This window comes from Streptosporangium sp. CA-135522, from assembly GCF_050949235.1.
Classification (GTDB): domain Bacteria; phylum Actinomycetota; class Actinomycetes; order Streptosporangiales; family Streptosporangiaceae; genus Streptosporangium.
This window is the reverse complement of record NZ_CP192026.1, coordinates 1,505,989-1,521,235: the sequence shown is the minus strand read 5'-3', so window position 1 is coordinate 1,521,235 and position 15,247 is coordinate 1,505,989. Positions and strand designations below refer to the sequence as shown.

Genomic DNA, 15,247 nt, shown 5'->3' with positions numbered 1-15,247 from the left:
CCGTAAACCCGTCCGGACGGCTCAGCCCGAGACCAGCGCCCGGATGTAGGAGGCCCAGTAGGGTTCGGGATCCACGGCCTTGACCCCCGCGCGCAGCCGTTCGGGCTCGCCCGGCCGGTAGAAGGCGGTCAGCGCCGCGCGGAGCGCCTGCGCCGAACCGGGCTCGACGACCAGCCCGTCCACCCCGTCGGTGACGTGGTCGCCCAGCGTCCCCACCCGGGTGACGATCACCGGCACCCCGTGCTCATGGCCGAACCACACCTGCTGGCTGGCCGTCCCGCTGCGGTAGGGCAGCACGAGCGCGTCGACGTCGGCGAACAGCCCCGGCACGTCGGCATCGGCCACATAGCCCGGCCGGAGCTCCACCCTGCCGGTCAGCCCCAGCTCGGCGATCAGCGCCTTCGTCTCCTCCAGGCCGCCCCAGAACTCCCCCGCCACCCGCAGCGAGACACCCTCGGGCAGCGCACGGATCAGCAGGTCCAACCCCTTGTACGGCCGGACCAGGCCGAAGAACAACAGCCGGTTCGTCACCTCCGTACCCCGGCCCCGGTCCTGGGCCCGGACCGGCAGATGCGGTGCCATCTCGGCGACCGTCACCGGGGCGGGCCCGAGCTCGCGGGCCAGCGCGGCCTGCTGCTCGGAGTGGACGAGCACCCCGTCCACCCGGCGCAGCAACGCCTTCATCAGGGGCGTGTCGTAGGGCTTGCGCTCGTGGGGCAGCACGTTGTGGCAGAGCGCGACGACCCGGGTCCGGCGGCGCAGGCCGTACAGGATGCCCAGGTAGGAGGGGACCTGCACCGGGCTGAGCACCGCGAGGATGACCAGGTCGGCACTCGCCAGCCGCCGGCCGCAGCCGATCCAGCCGTCCGGGCGCCGCCAGTCGAGATCGCGACGGACGTCGGGGAACGGGGCGCCGTCGGGGGTGTCCACGGTCTGCTGCCCCGGATAGAGGAAGGAGGGATACTGCGCCCTCCACGACTCGATCACCACGTCGTGCCCGGCGGCTCTCAGGCGGTGCGCCAGCTCCGTGGTGTGCGCGACCCCGCCGCCCTTGTAGGGGTGGGCCGGTCCGACGATCGCGATCCGCATCTACTCGCTCCGGGAGCGCACGATGAGGTCGGCGAGCAGCGCCAGCGACCCGATGAGCATGCCGGACAGGAAGATCACGATGGTGTTGCTGGTCAGGTAGAACCCGTAGCGCACCATGTCCACGACGCCCTTGACCAGGCCGATGCCGATCAGCCACAGCGCGGGCGGCATCAGGACCTTGAGCGGGTTGAAGTACATGACCATCCGCAGCACCTGCAGGATGTAGCGGTAGGCGTCGGAGACGAAGCTGAACTTCGACTTGCCCGCCCGCTTGCTGTATTCGATCGGCAGGTAGTAGACGTCGTGCTGGTTGGACAGGAACGACAGCGTGATCGTGGTGACGCAGGAGAACCCGGGCGGCAGCAGCCGCAGGTACGGCCTGGCGACCGACTTGCGGAACGCCCGCAGCCCGCTGTTGAGGTCGGGGATCTTCTGTCCCGCCAGCCGCTCGGCCACCTTGCGGATGAACCACTTGGCCGGCACCCGCAGGAACTTGTGCGATCCCTCCTCGGTGGTGCGCGCCCCCACGACCTGGTCGACCGTCTGGTCCTTCTCCAGGATCGCGACGAGCTCGGGGATGCGCTCGTTCGGATAGGTCATGTCCGCGTCGGTCCACACGACGATCTCGCCGCGCGCCTCCTGGCTGCCGATCCTGCGCACGGTGCCCGACCCGCCGTTGCGGTGGAAGGCCCGGATCCGCATGTTGGGGAAGCGGGGCGCGGCCTCCTGCAGCCTGGCCAGCGTCTGGTCGGTGGAGAAGTCGTCCACGGCCACGAGCTCGTAGGTGTAACCGCTGCGGTCCATGGCCTCGCAGATGCGCTCGACCTCGTCGATGACATGGTCCTGCTCGTTGTAACAGGGCAGAACGATCGTGACGTACGGCGTTGCGTCCACAGCTGGTCCACTCTCGGAGGTCTCGGGCGTGCTCACGTCGGGCGAGGATACTCTGCCCGGCCGGGAGCCGAACGCACATCACCCTGGTAAAGACCAGAACGGCCTTGGTCTTCCGGACCGTCGAAGGCCGATCGGCGCTGGATTCCCCCCGAACATTGTCCGATCCGCCCCGGCAAGGGTCTTCGCGGCCTCGGCCGGTTCCTCGGCCGTCATGACACCGTGCTCCCGCTCCCAGTCCGCGACCGCCGCCAGACCGTCCGCGATTCTCTGGAGGTGATCCTCTCGCATCATGACAACACCCCTACGGCAGTTTCGAATCAGCCGGTAGAAGGGTGAATGCCCCTCGCGCGACGTCCGAGAGAAAACGATTCGCCGCCGTGATACCGAATCGCTTGGTCAGCAGGTAGCCGGTTTCGGCGACCGCCATGTGAGTAATCAGCATCGGCCGCTTGAACTGCGTGATTACCTGGACACAGGCCGAATGTTCGGCGGCCGTCGAGTCGAGCGCGGCCAGAAACGCACCGGTGTCCGCAACGATCATTCGCCGAATCCGTCGAGGTTCTCGTCAGCACGGGACGCCCAAGTGGGATCTCCACTCGCCACATATCCCACAGCGGGCCTGACCATCTTCGGCTGTCGGAGCGGAACGACCACGGCAATGGGCTCGCCTCGCTCGGTGATGGTCAGCGTCTCACCCGCTTTGACGCGCGCAAGAACCTGGCTGTCCCATGCGTGAGATCACGCACACCCACGGTGTGATCGTTGAACAACGGCTCGCTCATGTGGCAACTTCGCTCCTTAAGTGGTCACCCCGAAGGAGGAACGGCCATCCAGACGTCCATGGTGAGCGACCAGGTGGCGTCCGGGGGGCTGACGAGCGACCTCTCGTCCTGGCGGGTGCGAAACCTCATCACCTGGGTCGGCTCGCCGTACGGGGAGAGCTGGTCCGCGTTGGCGGCGAGCAGGACCGGGACGCGGCCGGCGGCGCGGGTGCGGCCGATCAGGCGCTCGACGTCGGACCGGGCGGGGAGGTCGGCGCCCCTGTGGAAGGCGACCCGGGCGGTGGGAGCGCCGCAGGTGCCCCGGACGAGCTGGGTGAACCGGTCGCCGGTGACCCGTTCCACGATCAGCACCGAGGCTCGGGCCGGCAGGGCCGCGCACAGCGCCTCGACCGCCGCGCGCTCGCCGCGTTCGATGGGGGTGAAGGCCGTCCCGGCGGAGGTGATCGCCGGGGGGAGGAGCAGGAGCACCGCGCCGACGGCGGCCAGGCCGTTCTGGACGGCCGGGCCGTAGCCCATCCTGCGCGCCTTGTCCCGCACCCAGCGCAGCCCCCAGACGGCGAGCAGGACGAGACCGGGGATGATGACGGGCACCAACCGCCGGGCGGCCCACGGGTGGTCGGGGGTGATGCCCGGACGGTAGAGGGTGGTGACCGTGGTCCAGCCGACGACGGCCAGCGGCAGCAGCCAGCCGAAGCCCCGCCCGCGGACCATCCTGCGCGTGAGCACCGCCCCGGCCAGCGTGGCCAGCACCACCACGGGGACGCCGACGTACCAGATCACCCAGTACAGCGACTCCTCGTAGTAGAGGCGGGTGCCGTTGAGAGGCAGCCCGTTCGCCTGCTGGGTCCGCTCGATGAACTCGTAGTTCAGCCGGTCGTCCGGCGTGCCCGGCCACCGGATCACGGTCTCCAGCCACGGCCGGACCGCGAAGGCCACCATGACCAGCGCCACCAGGCCGCCGGCGACCTCGGGCAGCCATCGCGTTCGCACGACCCGCCGCGTGGGGGGCGCGAGCCGGGGGGCCAGGAGCGCGACGACCAGGGCGAGGGCCAGGACCGCGCCGCTGATGGCCAGCAGCGGCTGGAGGGAGTCGGCGAGATAGTTCAGGTAGGGCCTGGACAGGATGTATCCGGCCGCGACCCCCGTCCCGGCTCCGGCCGCCAGCCCCAGGAGCAGCGGGACGCCGAGCCGCCCCTCGTCGCGGGTGCCGGCCCGGCGCAGCGCGATCAGCAGCCCGGCGTAGACGAGCGCCGGAAGCACGTCGCGCAGGCCGTCGATCCTGACCAGGACGGCCAGCCCGAGCACCAGGCCGGCCAGCTCCGCCCCGATCACGGCGCCGTCCGACTGGGCCCGGCGGATCCGTCCAGGCTGCTCGGCGGAGGGAAGGGACGGCAGGTAGCCCAGGCCCGTGGTGCCGGAGCGGAGCCTGACCCGGGCGTCGTGGAGCAGGGCGAGGCCGCCGAAGACCAGGATCAGGGAGGGGATCTCGCTGAAGGTGGTACGCGAGGTGTAGAGGATCGGCAGGCTGACCGCGAACACCAGCGCGGCGAGCGGAGCCCAGCGGGCGCCGACCAGCCGGGCGACGACCCCGGACAGAACGAGCACCGCCGCGGCCCCCAGCAGCGGCGGCACCAGCAGCAGCCCGGACAGGCCGCCCACCCAGTGGCCCGACGCGTCGATCAGCGGCGCCCCCGGCATGAACTGGGGAACGACCGCGCCACCGGAGCTGTAGAAGCCCGCGCTGTCGAAGCGCAGCGCCGGATCGGCTCCGCCGAAGGCCGCCTGCTGGTACGGGATCGGCAGGGAGCCGTGACCGGCCAGCCAGACGGCGTACTGCGCGTAGGTGGCGGGGTCGCGGCGCACGACGAGCTGCTCGCTGTGGAGCAGGCCGTTGAAGATCCCCGAGGCCAGGGCCGCGGCGACGACCCCGGTCGTCTGCCAGGCGGTCGCCTCGACGGTCTCCGGCAGGCGGCGCAGGCCGTAGCGGCACAGGACCGCGGCGAGCGCCAGGCCCAGCGGCACCGCGGCGAGCGGCCGGAACCAGCCGAGCAACAGCAGCGACAGCCCGGCCAGCAACCAGCCCGCCAGCACGAGCGCGGGCGCGGCCGACAGCACGGCGAGCACCCTGCCCGCCGACGGCCTTCGTATCCGGTCCGACCACATGATCCTCATAGTTCGTCCCGAGCGTAGTGGCAGCCTCCGGCGACGGCGATGAGCTCGCGCGCCGGCGTCGCGAAAACCGGTAGCGTACGCGCAGCGCGCGAAGGGGGCGGGAAGTGGTCGGCTGGGCTCGGGGGCACCGGTGGTTCCTGGTGGTGCTGGGTCTGGGGGTCGTCCTGCGGGCGGTCACCATGCTCGGCTACCGGCCCGCGATCTGGTTCCCCGACTCCTACACCTATGTCGTCACCGCGCTCAAGCTCCGCCCCGACCTGGTCCGGCCGGCCGGATATTCGGTGTTCCTGCGCCTGCTCGAACCGTTTCACGGCTTCGCCCTCGTCGCGGCGGTCCAGCACCTGCTGGGCCTGCTGGTCGGCGTGCTCGTCTACCTCACCGCCAGACGGCTGCGCGCCCCCGGCTGGGCCGCGGTGCTCGCCTCCGTCCCCTCCCTTCTGGACGCCTACCAGATCGAGCTGGAGCACCTGCTCGTCTCCGACACCCTGTTCGGCGCGCTGGTGATGTCGGCGGTCTGCCTCGCCCTGTCCCGGAGCGTCGGATGGCGTACGGCGAGCGGGATCGGGCTGCTGCTCGCCGCGGCGACGCTGACCAGGACCGTGGGGCTGCCGCTGGTGGTGGTCTTCGCGGGCTGGCTGATCTACCGGGCGCGGGGCCGGGTGCTCGCCGCCGGGGTGATGCTGGCCGCGGCGGCGCTGCCGATCCTGGGATACGGGATCTGGTTCCACGCGACCTCCGGCCGGATCGGCATCGTGGGCGCCAACGGCGTCTTCCTCTACGCCAAGACGATGACCTTCGCCGACTGCGCGGTGATGAGGCCGCCCGCCGACCTGGCCGTGCTCTGCGACCCCCGCCCGCCCGGGTTGCGGCCCCCCGCGCAGGAGTACGTCTGGAGCCCGGACTCACCGCTGGTCAAGCTGCCCGGCATCACCTTCACCGAGGAGAACGACACGCTGGCCGGGCGGTTCGCGTCGCTGGCCGTCCGCAGCCAGCCCCTCGGCTATCTGGGGTCGGTGCTGTCGGAGCTGGCCCGCTCGTTCACCCTGGGCCGCCCGGTCTATCCGGACCGGGAGGTCTACGGCTACTACGAGTTCCCCGCGACGCCGCCGGCGCCGCCGGGCCGCTATCCGGCGATGGCGGGCGCCGAGCGCGCCGAGCGCGACTACGAGCAGGGGCCGATCGTCACCCGGATCGTCGAACCCTACGCGGGCTGGATGCGGGCCTACCAGCGCGTCGCACGGCTTCCCGGCGCCGCGGTGCTGGTGATCTTGCTCACTCCCCTCGGAGCGGTGGCCGTCCGGCGCCTGCGCCCGGACTCGGCGATGTGGGTGCTGCCCTGGACGACCGCGGTGATTTTGCTGGTCATGCCCCCGGCGGTGGCGGAGTTCGACTACCGCTACGTCCTGCCCGTGGTACCGGCCGCCTGCCTTGCAGCGGCGTTTGCGGTAAGTAAACCTTCTCTCCATAACATTCCAAGAAATGTCCGTATTTGAGTATGCTGGGCGACCGGATCATCACGGGAGCTGCAAGGGACGGTCATGACCAAGTTCACGTCATCATGGCTTCCCGCACTCACTTCGTGACTTACTCTTTGGGCGCAATGAGCGAGCTGAAGCAGCACCGGACGTTGCCGCCAGGCGAGGAGATCGCATGAGCGACCATCGGCAAGTCGCCGTGAAGGACCGCCGAGCCGAACCGGCCAGTCCCGGCCGCCGGGCCTCCCGGCGCGCGGGCAAGGACGGCGCGCCGCCCCCCGTCGACCCCGGCGAGTACGGCACGCCGCCCCGCGAGCCGCGGCGCAAGACCGGGCGGTTGGGCGTGGGCGGCTGGATCAGCGTCGCGTTGACCGGCGTCCTGGTGGCCGGCACCCTCGGGGCCTACAAGGTCTACTACGACCTCACCGGCAACATCAAGCGCGAGGACGTCGAGAACCAGCTCGGCGCCAACCGCCCCCCGGAGACCGGGGCGCTCAACGTGCTCGTCGTGGGCTCCGACAGCCGCGAGGGCGCCGCGAACAAGAAGTACGGCCAGCACCTGCAGGGCACGGGCGAGCGGACCGACACGATCATGCTGCTGCACGTCTCTCCCAACCGCGACAGGGCGACTCTGCTGAGCTTCCCCCGCGACTCGATGATCCAGGCGCCCACCTGCCGCAACCCCAAGACGAAGGCGGTCGTCCCGAGCGGCCCCAAGATGATCAACGCGACCTTCAACGACGGAGGCATCGCCTGTACCTGGGCGACGATCGAGTCGCTGACCCAGATCCACATCAACCACTTCATCAAGGTCGACTTCGCCGGATTCAAGGGCATCATCGACGCGCTGGGCGGCATCGAGATCTGCCTGCCCAAGGACGTGGCGGACAAAGACGCCAAGCTCACCCTGAGCAAGGGCAAGCATCTCGTGAAGGGCGAGACCGCCCTGGCCTACGTCCGCGCCCGCCACTCGCTCGGTGACGGCAGCGACATCGACCGGATCAAGCGCCAGCAGGTCTTCCTCCAGCAGGTGATGAAGAAGGCCACCAGCTCCGAGCTGCTGACCGACTTCGGCAAGCTGACCGCCTTCCTCAAGGCCGCCACCTCCTCGATGACGATGGACAGCAAGCTCGACACCACGCGCATGCTGGAGATCGCCAAGAGCGCGCCGTCCCTCACCGCCAAGGGCCTGCAGGCCGTCACCGTGCCGTGGATGCCGGACCCCGCCGACAAGAACCGGGTCGTCTGGCGGGAGCCCGCCGCCGGCGAGCTGTTCGAGTCGATCCGCAGCGACATCGAGGTGACCAAGAGCCCGGCCCCCAACGCCTCCGCCGCGCCGGCGATCAAGCACGAGCAGGTCCAGGTCCAGGTCTTCAACGGCACCGGCACGCCCGGAAGGGCCAAGGAGGTGGCCGACAAGCTGGTCGCCCAGGGCTTCCGGGTGACCCAGGTCGGCAACGCCAAGCCGGCGATCGGCGACGTGCCCGTCACCGCGCTGCGCTACGGCAAGAAGGACGCCGAGGGCGCCGCCTACGCCGACGCGGTGGCCGCCAGGCTCTCCGGCGACAAGCTCGCCCCCGTCGCGGGCAAGATACGGCCCGCCAGCACCGAGAACTACGCGTCGTCCATCCCGGTCACCCCGCTTCCCACCGGACCGGTCGTGCAGCTGGTCATCGGCGCCGACTGGAAGGGCGTCCGGGTGCCCACCAAGATCCCCGACGCCCTCAAGGACTCCATCATCGACAGCAAGACCAACCCTTGCCAGTAGCCCGCGCCGCCGGTCACGGCCGGCGGCGGTCGAGGGGCGAAGGACGTCACGGGCCGTCGCGGGTTTCCAATGATCACGATTCGCCGCGAACCCTCCCCCGCCCCCGGCGCTCGTGCGACAGAGGCCGAGTGATCGGTCTAGTGTGGTCGGGTCGGCGAGGCGAACCCACTCGGCCGCACTCCCCCGGCGGTCCCTGGGCGTCTTCACTAGCGTGTCCGACCACCTCCCCGTCTCCGACAGATAGCTGAGCGTTCTCCCCGTGAGCGACACCCGATCCCCCTTCCACGTACCGACTCCCCGGGACGACGGCGCCCCCGACGCCGGATCCGGCGGGTCCGTCGACGGACAGGGCCGGACACCCGCCCCGTGGCCGATGCCCGAGCACGCACAACCGTCCCGGTCCTCCTGGCCGGAGCCGCCGGACTACGGCGCCGCCTCCGCCCGGGGCGACCACCGCGACGGGCGGGGCGCCGAGGAGGATCCCGGCGAGGTCACCGCCTGGGGCTACCCGGCCTACCAGGAGCCGGCGCCCGCGACCGGCCGGGCGGAGGACGACGCCTGGGCGCACTGGGACACCCAGACGCCTCCCGGACAGCAGGAGGGGACACCGTACCGGGACTCCCAGCCGCCCGCGGGGCGCCGGGAACGGACCTCGCACCGGGACACCCGGCCGCCCGCCGAGCCGCAGCCGTGGAGCTCCGGGGACGTCCCGCCGCCCGCCGCGCCACAGACCTGGGGAAGTCCCGCCGACGTCCCACCCACCGCGCCACAGACCTGGGGAAGCTCCGCCGACGTCCCACCCACCGCGCCACAGACCTGGGGAAGCTCCGCCGACGTCCCGCCCGGCACCTCGCAGGGCCGGGGAGCCCACGCGCCCTTCCCCCGGGGTCCCCTGGACATGACGCCCTCCCGGCCGCCCGCCGGAAACCTCCTGGACCCGCTGGACCCCGCGTGGGCGTCGGAGCCCGGCGTCGCGCAGGCCGGGAACGCGGCGTGGGCGCCCGCGGCTCCCCAGAGCGCGCCGCGGCAGCAGGCCCCGGCCACCGCCGAACGGCCGTTCTCCTACTGGGAGAACTCCAGCCGGCAGCCCGCCCCCTCCCCCCAGGAGCACTTCCCGCAACCGGAGCGAGGAGCGCGGCCGGAGCAGGAGCCGCGCCCGGAGGAGGAGCCCGCGGCCCCGCCCGTCAGGAAGAAGCGCGACCCCTATCTCGACAACGTCAAGTTCGTCCTGATCGCCCTGGTCGTGACCGGGCACTCGCTGGTGCCCACGCTGGCCGCGCACTCGGCCAAGGCGGCCTACCTGTTCATCTACACCTTCCACATGCCGGCGTTCGTACTGATCAGCGGTTATCTCGGCCGGAACTTCTGGAACTCCAACGCCAAGATCAACAAGCTGGTCGACACCATGCTGGTGCCGTACGCGGTCGTGGAGATCGGCTACGCGCTGCTCCGCTTCGGGCTGGGCCAGAAGTGGACTCTGACCATCATCGACCCGGCCTGGCTGAACTGGTACCTGCTCGCCCTGGTGCTCTGGCGGATCTCCACGCCCATCTGGACCCGGATGCGGCAGCCGCTGCTGGTCGCGGTGGTCATCTACATGGTCGCGGGATTCTCCGAGATCTCCGGCGACTTCAGCATCGACCGCTTCTTCGGGCTGCTCCCCTTCTACGTCCTCGGCCTGATACTCAAGCCAGAGCACTTCGACCTGCTCAAGCCGCTCTGGGTCAGGATCGCGGGCGGGATCATCATCCTGGCGGGCGCCGGGGCGGCCGTCTTCATCGCCCCCCGCGTCGGGCTCGACCCGGTCTACTTCCGCTACAGCTTCAAGTCCATGGACATGACCTGGCTGCTGGGGTTCGGCGTGCGCGGCGCGATGCTGGTCGCGGCACTGGTCATGTCGGTCGCGCTGCTGGCGGTGGTGCCCCGGCGCGAGACCTGGTTCTCCGACCTCGGCACCCGCACGCTCTACGCCTACCTGCTGCACGGCGTCATCGTCCTCATCGCCAAGGACCAGGGATGGCTGAACTTCCCCTGGCTGTACGGCCCGCTGGGCGTGCTGGCGATCGCGTCGAGCGGGCTGGTGCTGGCCATCGTCCTGTGCCTGCCGGTGACCCGCACCCTCTTCAAGTGGCTGCTGGAGCCCCGTCTGGTCTGGCTCTACCGCCGTCCCTCGACCGACCCGTCCGGCACGCCGGCCGCCGCCACCGGAGGACCGGCGGCCTCCGCCGGCAGGGAGAGTTCAGCGGCAGTTACCCGGTAATTAACTCAACACATCCGGTGATGACGGAAGCGGCACTCAGCATCGGGATATGCGGGTATGTGTCGGGACGATTGTCCATCACCCCGAAGACGCCCGGATCATGCATCGGCAGATCCGGGCGCTCCTCGACGCCGGGCACGAGATCACCTATGTCGCGCCCTTCACCGACTGCAACGTCACGCCCGATCCACGGATCCGCGCGATCGACGTGCCCCGCGCGCTGGGCCGTCGCCGCAGACGCGCCCTGAAGGCCGCCCGCGGAGCCCTGAAACGCGGGGTCGAGGGCGCCGACCTGCTGATCGTCCATGACATCGAGCTGCTGTTCCGGCTGCCCCGGCGGCGCCCCGCCACCGTCTGGGACGTCCACGAGGACACGGCCGCCGCCCTGGAGGACAAGCCCTACCTCCCGGAACAGCTGCGCCGGACCCTGCCCTCGCTGATCCGCCGGGTCGAGGCGCGGGCGGAGAACCGCCTGCACCTGATCCTGGCAGAGGAGGCCTACCAGGAGAGGTTCTCCCGCCCCCATCCGGTCGTGCCCAACACCACCTACGTGCCCTCTCGCCCACCCGCGCCGCCCGGCCACAACCGGGTGGTCTACGTGGGTCACCTGTCCCGGGCCAGGGGCGCGGCCGAGCTGATCGAGCTGGCCCGGCGGCTGCTGCCGCACGGCGTCAGGATGGACCTGGTGGGCGCCGCCGACGCCGAGATCAGGCCCCTGCTGCGGGACGCGCAACGGGAGGGCCTGCTCGACTGGTACGGCTACGTGCCCAACCAGCACGCGCTGCGCATGGCCGAGGGGGCGATCGCCGGGCTGTCGCTCCTGCACGACGTGCCCAACTACCGGCAGTCGATGCCGACCAAGGTCGTCGAGTACATGTCCCGCGGGCTCCCGGTGATCACCACGCCGCTTCCCTCCGCCGCCTCGCTGGTCGAGCGGGCCGGCTGCGGCGTCGTCACCCCCTTCGGGGACGTGGACGCGGCGCTGCAGGCCGTACTGGCGCTGCGGGAGGACGCCCAAGGGTCGGCGGCGATGGGCGCGCGCGGCCACGCGGAGGCGCTGCACCACTACCACTGGCCCGACCACGCGCAGGAGTTCGTCGGACGGCTGGAGGAGTGGGCGACGGCGAGCGCCGCCCCCGCGCGCGCCCACCGCCGTCCCCTCGTGGTCTGACCCTTCGCACGGTCACCTGGGCCGCTCCAGGTCGAAGGCGATGTCGGCCATCCGCACCGTCGCGACCTGGGGGTCCTCGATCAGCTTGCGCAGCGACGAGATCGTGGCCAGGGAGTCCACGTAGGCGTAAGCCCTGCCCTCACCGGCCGCCTTCCGCAGCCGGGCCAGGTCGAGCCCGAACCGCCGGAGATTGGGCTCGTCGTGCTCGCGCAGCACGCCCACCCAGCCCCGCAGGCCCTCCAGCGTCTCCGGCGGCGAGTCACTGCACGTCACGCTCTGGGGCAGGTCCATGCGGCTGGGCCCCATGGTCAGCTCCCACGTGATCGGGGTGGCCCTCGGCCGTTCCTCGTAGACCACTCTCTCCGGACACCCGTTGTGCCGCCGGGCGAAGGAGACGAGCATCGAAGTAGACGAGAGTGAGCAGCCTGCGTTGCCGCTCGGGCAACCGGCCGAGCACGTCGCGGACCGCGACGGCGTCGGTGACCGCCTCACCCAGGCCCAGTTCGTCCGGATCGGGCAGGGGCAGTTCGGTACGGCTGCGCCGCAGATGGTCGACGAGCACGTTGCGGGCGATGCTGAGCAGCCACGCGACGGGCGACTCCCCACGCCAGCCGAGCAGCGCCCTGGTGGCCTTGACGAAGGTCTCCTGGGCGAGGTCCTCGGCGAGATGGGGGTCGCGTGTGCGTCGCAGGAGGTAACCGCAGACCAGTGGCCAGTGCTCCCGGTAGAGCTGCTCAATGCGGGTGCCGATGGCCGCCTCCGCGTCGGGGGTTGATTCATCACGAACTAGAAGACGGGTTCCAAGGAGGATTGGTCACATACCGGTGACGTGAGAGCCGGAGATTGGTGTACTGGAGACATGGCACGCCATCTGATCCAGGGACGCGAGATCGCCATGCCGGTGCGGATCCGGGACGCCACCGTCTGCGGCGCCTCCTACCTCGTCCGCGCCGACGCGGCGCGGGCCGTGATCGCCTACTCGGGCCTGGACGTGGCCGAGGTGCTGCCCGGCAAAGCCCTGTGCACGCTGGTGTTCGTCGACTACGCCGACGGCGACCTCGACGCCTACCGGGAGTTCGGCGTGACCTTTCTGGTCCGGCCCCCCGGCGGGAGCCCGCCGCCCCGCCGAGGCGTGCGCGCGGGCCTGACCGAGCTGCGCAGGGCCGGAGCCGGGGCGTTCGTCCACTGGCTCCCCGTCGACCAGGGCTTCACCATGGAGGCGGGCCGTTCGATCTGGGGCTTCCCCAAGGAGTTGGCCGACATCGATCTGCGCCTGGCCTCCCCCTACAAGCGGTGCATCCTGCGCAAGGACGGCCGCATGGTGCTGGACCTGCTGGTCAAGTCCGGCGCGCCGGTGCCCGCGGGCGGCACGATGGCCCCCGTCGACGCCTACAGCCACCTGGACGGCGTCACCCGCCGCATTCCCTGGTCGATGTCCCCCCGCGGGGTCAGGGTGCGCCCCGGCGGCGCACTGATCCGTCTGGGCAACCACCCCGTCGCCAAGGAGTTGAGCGAGCTCGGCCTGCCCAAGCGCGCCCTGATGACCAGCACGGTCTCCCACATCGCCATGACCTTCGAAGAGGCGAAGGAGCTCTAGCGACACCGCTCGGGGCCCGGCCTCTCCAGGGTCCGGTCCGGCGCCGGATTCTCAGGCACCGGATTTTCGGGCACCGGGCGTTCGGGTGCCGGGCGTTCGGGTGCCGGGCGTTCGGGTGCCGGGCGTTCGGACGTTCGGGCGTTCGGGCGCCGGATGTTCAGGCGTCGGACGCCAGCAGGGGAAGCTCGGCCCTGGTGGGCAGGCCCTGCCACTCGCTGGTGCTGGACACCGCGAAGGCCGTCAGCAGGGCGCCGCGGCGCAGCCGGTCGGCCGGATGCAACCGGTCCAGCAGCGCGCTGAGATAACCGGCGACGAAGGCGTCCGCCGAGCCGGTGGGATCGACCACGGGCGAGGCGAGACTCGGGGCGTCGTGGCGGACGCCGTCCACCCGGACGCTCGCGCCCCGGGTGCCCCGGATCACGATGACCTCGCGGTCCCCGGTGAGCGCCGGCTTGACCAGGTCCAGCTCGCTCTGCCGGACGAACAGCACGTCGGCCGAGCAGGCCAGCGCGCCGAGGGTCTCCTCGGCCTCCTTCAGGTCCGGCCAGAGCTGGTCGCGGTAGTTGACGGCCACCGAGACGGTGACCCCCGCCATCCGCGCGGCCCGCACCGCGGCGTGCACGGCGTCGCGGGCGTTCAACGCGGCGGCGATCCCGCTGACGTGCAGGATGCGTGAGGCCGCGATCCGGTCGATGGGAACGTTGCCCTGCGTGAGCCGGGTGCCCGTGCGGTAGTAGGTGACCCTGGCCGCCTGTCCGAGCCTGGACTCCTTCAACAGCATCGCGGTCGGGGACGCGTCGTCCACCCGCGCGTCCGAGACGTCCACGCCCTCCCCGCGCAGCGCCGTCAGGATGCGCGCCCCCAGCTCGTCGCCCCCCACCTTGCCCAGCCAGGCGGCCGTGTGCCCGAGCCTGGCCAGCCCGACCGCGACGGTGAACTCGGCCCCGGCCACGTCCAGCCTGGCCTCGTGCTCGTGACGGATCCGGCCGCTGGTGACGAGGGCGAAGGCCTCGCCGAGGGTGTAGACGTCCACGGGGGAATCAGACGATCGGCGGACGGCCCAGGCGGAGCATGCGCCAGGCCGTCTTCCAGCCCATGGGGCGGCGTTCTCCCGCGGGCTCGCGCAGTCCCTCGGTGAACCCCTTGAACCAGGCGCGCAGGGCGGTGCCGGAGCGCTCGCGGATCAGGGTGAGGGCGACCCAGTTGAGGAGGTAGAGCGCGGCCAGGGGCCAGGGGAGGTTGCGGCGGGCCAGCCAGACGCGGTTGCGGGCGTTGAGGCGGTAGAAGTCCGCGTGGCGGGTCGGCGGGACCTGCGGGTGGTACATGACGGTCTGGGCGTCGTATTCGATGCGGTAACCCTCGCCGAGCAGCCGCCAGGCCAGGTCGGTCTCCTCGTGGGCGTAGAAGAAACGCTCGGGGAGGCCGCCGACCTGGAGGAAGGCCGAGCGGCGGATGGCACAGGCACCGCCCAGGAAGGTGGTGACCGGAGAGGACCGCTCGGGGTCGCCCGCACGCAGACGGGGGACGTGGCGGCGCTGGCCGGTGCCGCCGTCGGGGTCCATCACCCGGAAGGAGACGACGGCGAGGTCGTGCTCGGTGGAGAAGCGCTCACGCAGGTGGGAGACGACGTCCACCGCGCCGTACCAGCCGTCGTCGTCCAGGAAGAGCACCACGTCGCCCGAGCACTCCTCGACGCCGCGGTTGCGGCCCGCCGGAATGCCCGTGTTGTGACTGAGGCGCACGACCTTGATCGAGGCGGACGAGCCGGATGGCACGCTGACCGGCAGCTCGGGAACGTCCGCGCCGTTGCCGACGATGACCACCTCGACGTCGCCGTCGGTCTGGTTCAGCGCGGACTCGACGGCCCGGCCCAGCTCGGGGACACGGTTCCCCATGGTGAGGATGACGCACGAGATCTTCAACGGGTCATCGTCCTGACGCGTCGAGAGCACGTGCGGAGCATACTTTCATGATCACCGAGTCTGCTGTGTCGGGCGCTTTTGGCGTGGCTGAGCATTTTTGATTTACCGGAGAGCAAG

Annotated in this window: 14 protein-coding genes; 5 read left to right on the top strand and 9 right to left on the bottom strand. The window is 71.1% G+C overall.

Annotated elements, in window-relative coordinates:
• Window positions 1–21: 21 nt before the first annotated feature.
• The 5 genes from ACQPYK_RS07480 to ACQPYK_RS07460 all read right to left on the bottom strand — a co-directional run bounded on the left by ACQPYK_RS07480 (window position 22) and on the right by ACQPYK_RS07460 (window position 4,937).
• Complete coding sequence (locus ACQPYK_RS07480) at window positions 22–1,089, bottom strand: glycosyltransferase family 4 protein (RefSeq protein ID WP_433252260.1); 1,068 nt, start codon at window positions 1,087–1,089, stop codon at window positions 22–24.
• Window positions 1,090–2,019, bottom strand: coding sequence for a glycosyltransferase family 2 protein (locus ACQPYK_RS07475; protein WP_433252257.1), 930 nt, complete (start codon window positions 2,017–2,019; stop codon window positions 1,090–1,092).
• Between the two features lie 265 nt (window positions 2,020–2,284).
• On the bottom strand, window positions 2,285–2,524 hold the full coding sequence (locus ACQPYK_RS07470; RefSeq protein ID WP_433252254.1) for a hypothetical protein: 240 nt from the start codon (window positions 2,522–2,524) through the stop codon (window positions 2,285–2,287).
• Window positions 2,521–2,670: a hypothetical protein gene (locus ACQPYK_RS07465; RefSeq protein WP_433258722.1), complete on the bottom strand. Its 150-nt coding sequence runs from the start codon at window positions 2,668–2,670 to the stop codon at window positions 2,521–2,523. Before ACQPYK_RS07465 ends, ACQPYK_RS07470 begins: the two co-directional genes overlap by 4 nt.
• A gap of 119 nt (window positions 2,671–2,789) precedes the next feature.
• Complete coding sequence (locus ACQPYK_RS07460) at window positions 2,790–4,937, bottom strand: hypothetical protein (RefSeq protein WP_433252251.1); 2,148 nt, start codon at window positions 4,935–4,937, stop codon at window positions 2,790–2,792.
• A 104-nt stretch (window positions 4,938–5,041) separates the two neighbouring features.
• Here ACQPYK_RS07460 and ACQPYK_RS07455 point away from each other — a divergent pair, with 104 nt between their 5' ends.
• The 4 genes from ACQPYK_RS07455 (at window position 5,042) to ACQPYK_RS07440 (ending at window position 11,611) form a co-directional block, all read left to right on the top strand.
• A complete protein-coding gene (locus tag ACQPYK_RS07455; RefSeq protein ID WP_433252248.1) occupies window positions 5,042–6,430 on the top strand; it encodes a hypothetical protein in 1,389 nt (462 codons plus the stop codon).
• Between the two features lie 157 nt (window positions 6,431–6,587).
• The gene (locus tag ACQPYK_RS07450) at window positions 6,588–8,180 is read left to right on the top strand and encodes an LCP family protein (RefSeq protein ID WP_433252245.1); all 1,593 of its coding nucleotides are present in this window, start codon (window positions 6,588–6,590) and stop codon (window positions 8,178–8,180) included.
• Window positions 8,181–8,439: 259 nt separating this feature from the next.
• Window positions 8,440–10,440: an acyltransferase family protein gene (locus ACQPYK_RS07445; protein WP_433252242.1), complete on the top strand. Its 2,001-nt coding sequence runs from the start codon at window positions 8,440–8,442 to the stop codon at window positions 10,438–10,440.
• A gap of 49 nt (window positions 10,441–10,489) precedes the next feature.
• A complete protein-coding gene (locus tag ACQPYK_RS07440; RefSeq protein WP_433252239.1) occupies window positions 10,490–11,611 on the top strand; it encodes a glycosyltransferase family 4 protein in 1,122 nt (373 codons plus the stop codon).
• 12 nt (window positions 11,612–11,623) lie between these two features.
• On the opposite strand, the gene ACQPYK_RS07435 is transcribed toward ACQPYK_RS07440, so the two are convergent.
• Entirely contained in the window at window positions 11,624–11,902 is a 279-nt protein-coding gene (locus ACQPYK_RS07435) for a hypothetical protein (RefSeq protein WP_433252236.1), read from the bottom strand.
• Entirely contained in the window at window positions 11,871–12,350 is a 480-nt protein-coding gene (locus ACQPYK_RS07430) for an RNA polymerase sigma factor (RefSeq protein WP_433258720.1), read from the bottom strand. The genes ACQPYK_RS07435 and ACQPYK_RS07430 overlap by 32 nt, the downstream gene beginning before the upstream one ends.
• A gap of 120 nt (window positions 12,351–12,470) precedes the next feature.
• On the opposite strand from ACQPYK_RS07430, the gene ACQPYK_RS07425 reads away from it, so the two are divergent.
• On the top strand, window positions 12,471–13,208 hold the full coding sequence (locus ACQPYK_RS07425) for an acetoacetate decarboxylase family protein (protein WP_433252233.1): 738 nt from the start codon (window positions 12,471–12,473) through the stop codon (window positions 13,206–13,208).
• A gap of 157 nt (window positions 13,209–13,365) precedes the next feature.
• Here the strand turns inward: ACQPYK_RS07425 and ACQPYK_RS07420 are convergent, their stop codons facing one another.
• Window positions 13,366–14,241, bottom strand: a complete 876-nt coding sequence (locus tag ACQPYK_RS07420) for a sugar kinase (protein ID WP_433252230.1) — start codon at window positions 14,239–14,241, stop codon at window positions 13,366–13,368.
• 7 nt (window positions 14,242–14,248) lie between these two features.
• A complete protein-coding gene (locus ACQPYK_RS07415; protein ID WP_433258718.1) occupies window positions 14,249–15,130 on the bottom strand; it encodes a glycosyltransferase family 2 protein in 882 nt (293 codons plus the stop codon).
• Window positions 15,131–15,247: the final 117 nt, after the last annotated feature.

Bases quoted from the DNA above. Each gene is read 5' to 3' on its own strand.
- ACQPYK_RS07480 (WP_433252260.1), bottom strand. From the start codon at position 1,089: ATGCGGATCGCGATCGTCGGACCGGCCCACCCCTACAAGGGCGGCGGG.
- ACQPYK_RS07470 (WP_433252254.1), bottom strand. From the start codon at position 2,524: ATGATCGTTGCGGACACCGGTGCGTTTCTGGCCGCGCTCGACTCGACG.
- ACQPYK_RS07460 (WP_433252251.1), bottom strand. From the start codon at position 4,937: ATGAGGATCATGTGGTCGGACCGGATACGAAGGCCGTCGGCGGGCAGG.
- ACQPYK_RS07450 (WP_433252245.1), top strand. From the start codon at position 6,588: ATGAGCGACCATCGGCAAGTCGCCGTGAAGGACCGCCGAGCCGAACCG.
- ACQPYK_RS07440 (WP_433252239.1), top strand. From the start codon at position 10,490: ATGCGGGTATGTGTCGGGACGATTGTCCATCACCCCGAAGACGCCCGG.
- ACQPYK_RS07435 (WP_433252236.1), bottom strand. From the start codon at position 11,902: ATGGACCTGCCCCAGAGCGTGACGTGCAGTGACTCGCCGCCGGAGACG.
- ACQPYK_RS07425 (WP_433252233.1), top strand. From the start codon at position 12,471: ATGGCACGCCATCTGATCCAGGGACGCGAGATCGCCATGCCGGTGCGG.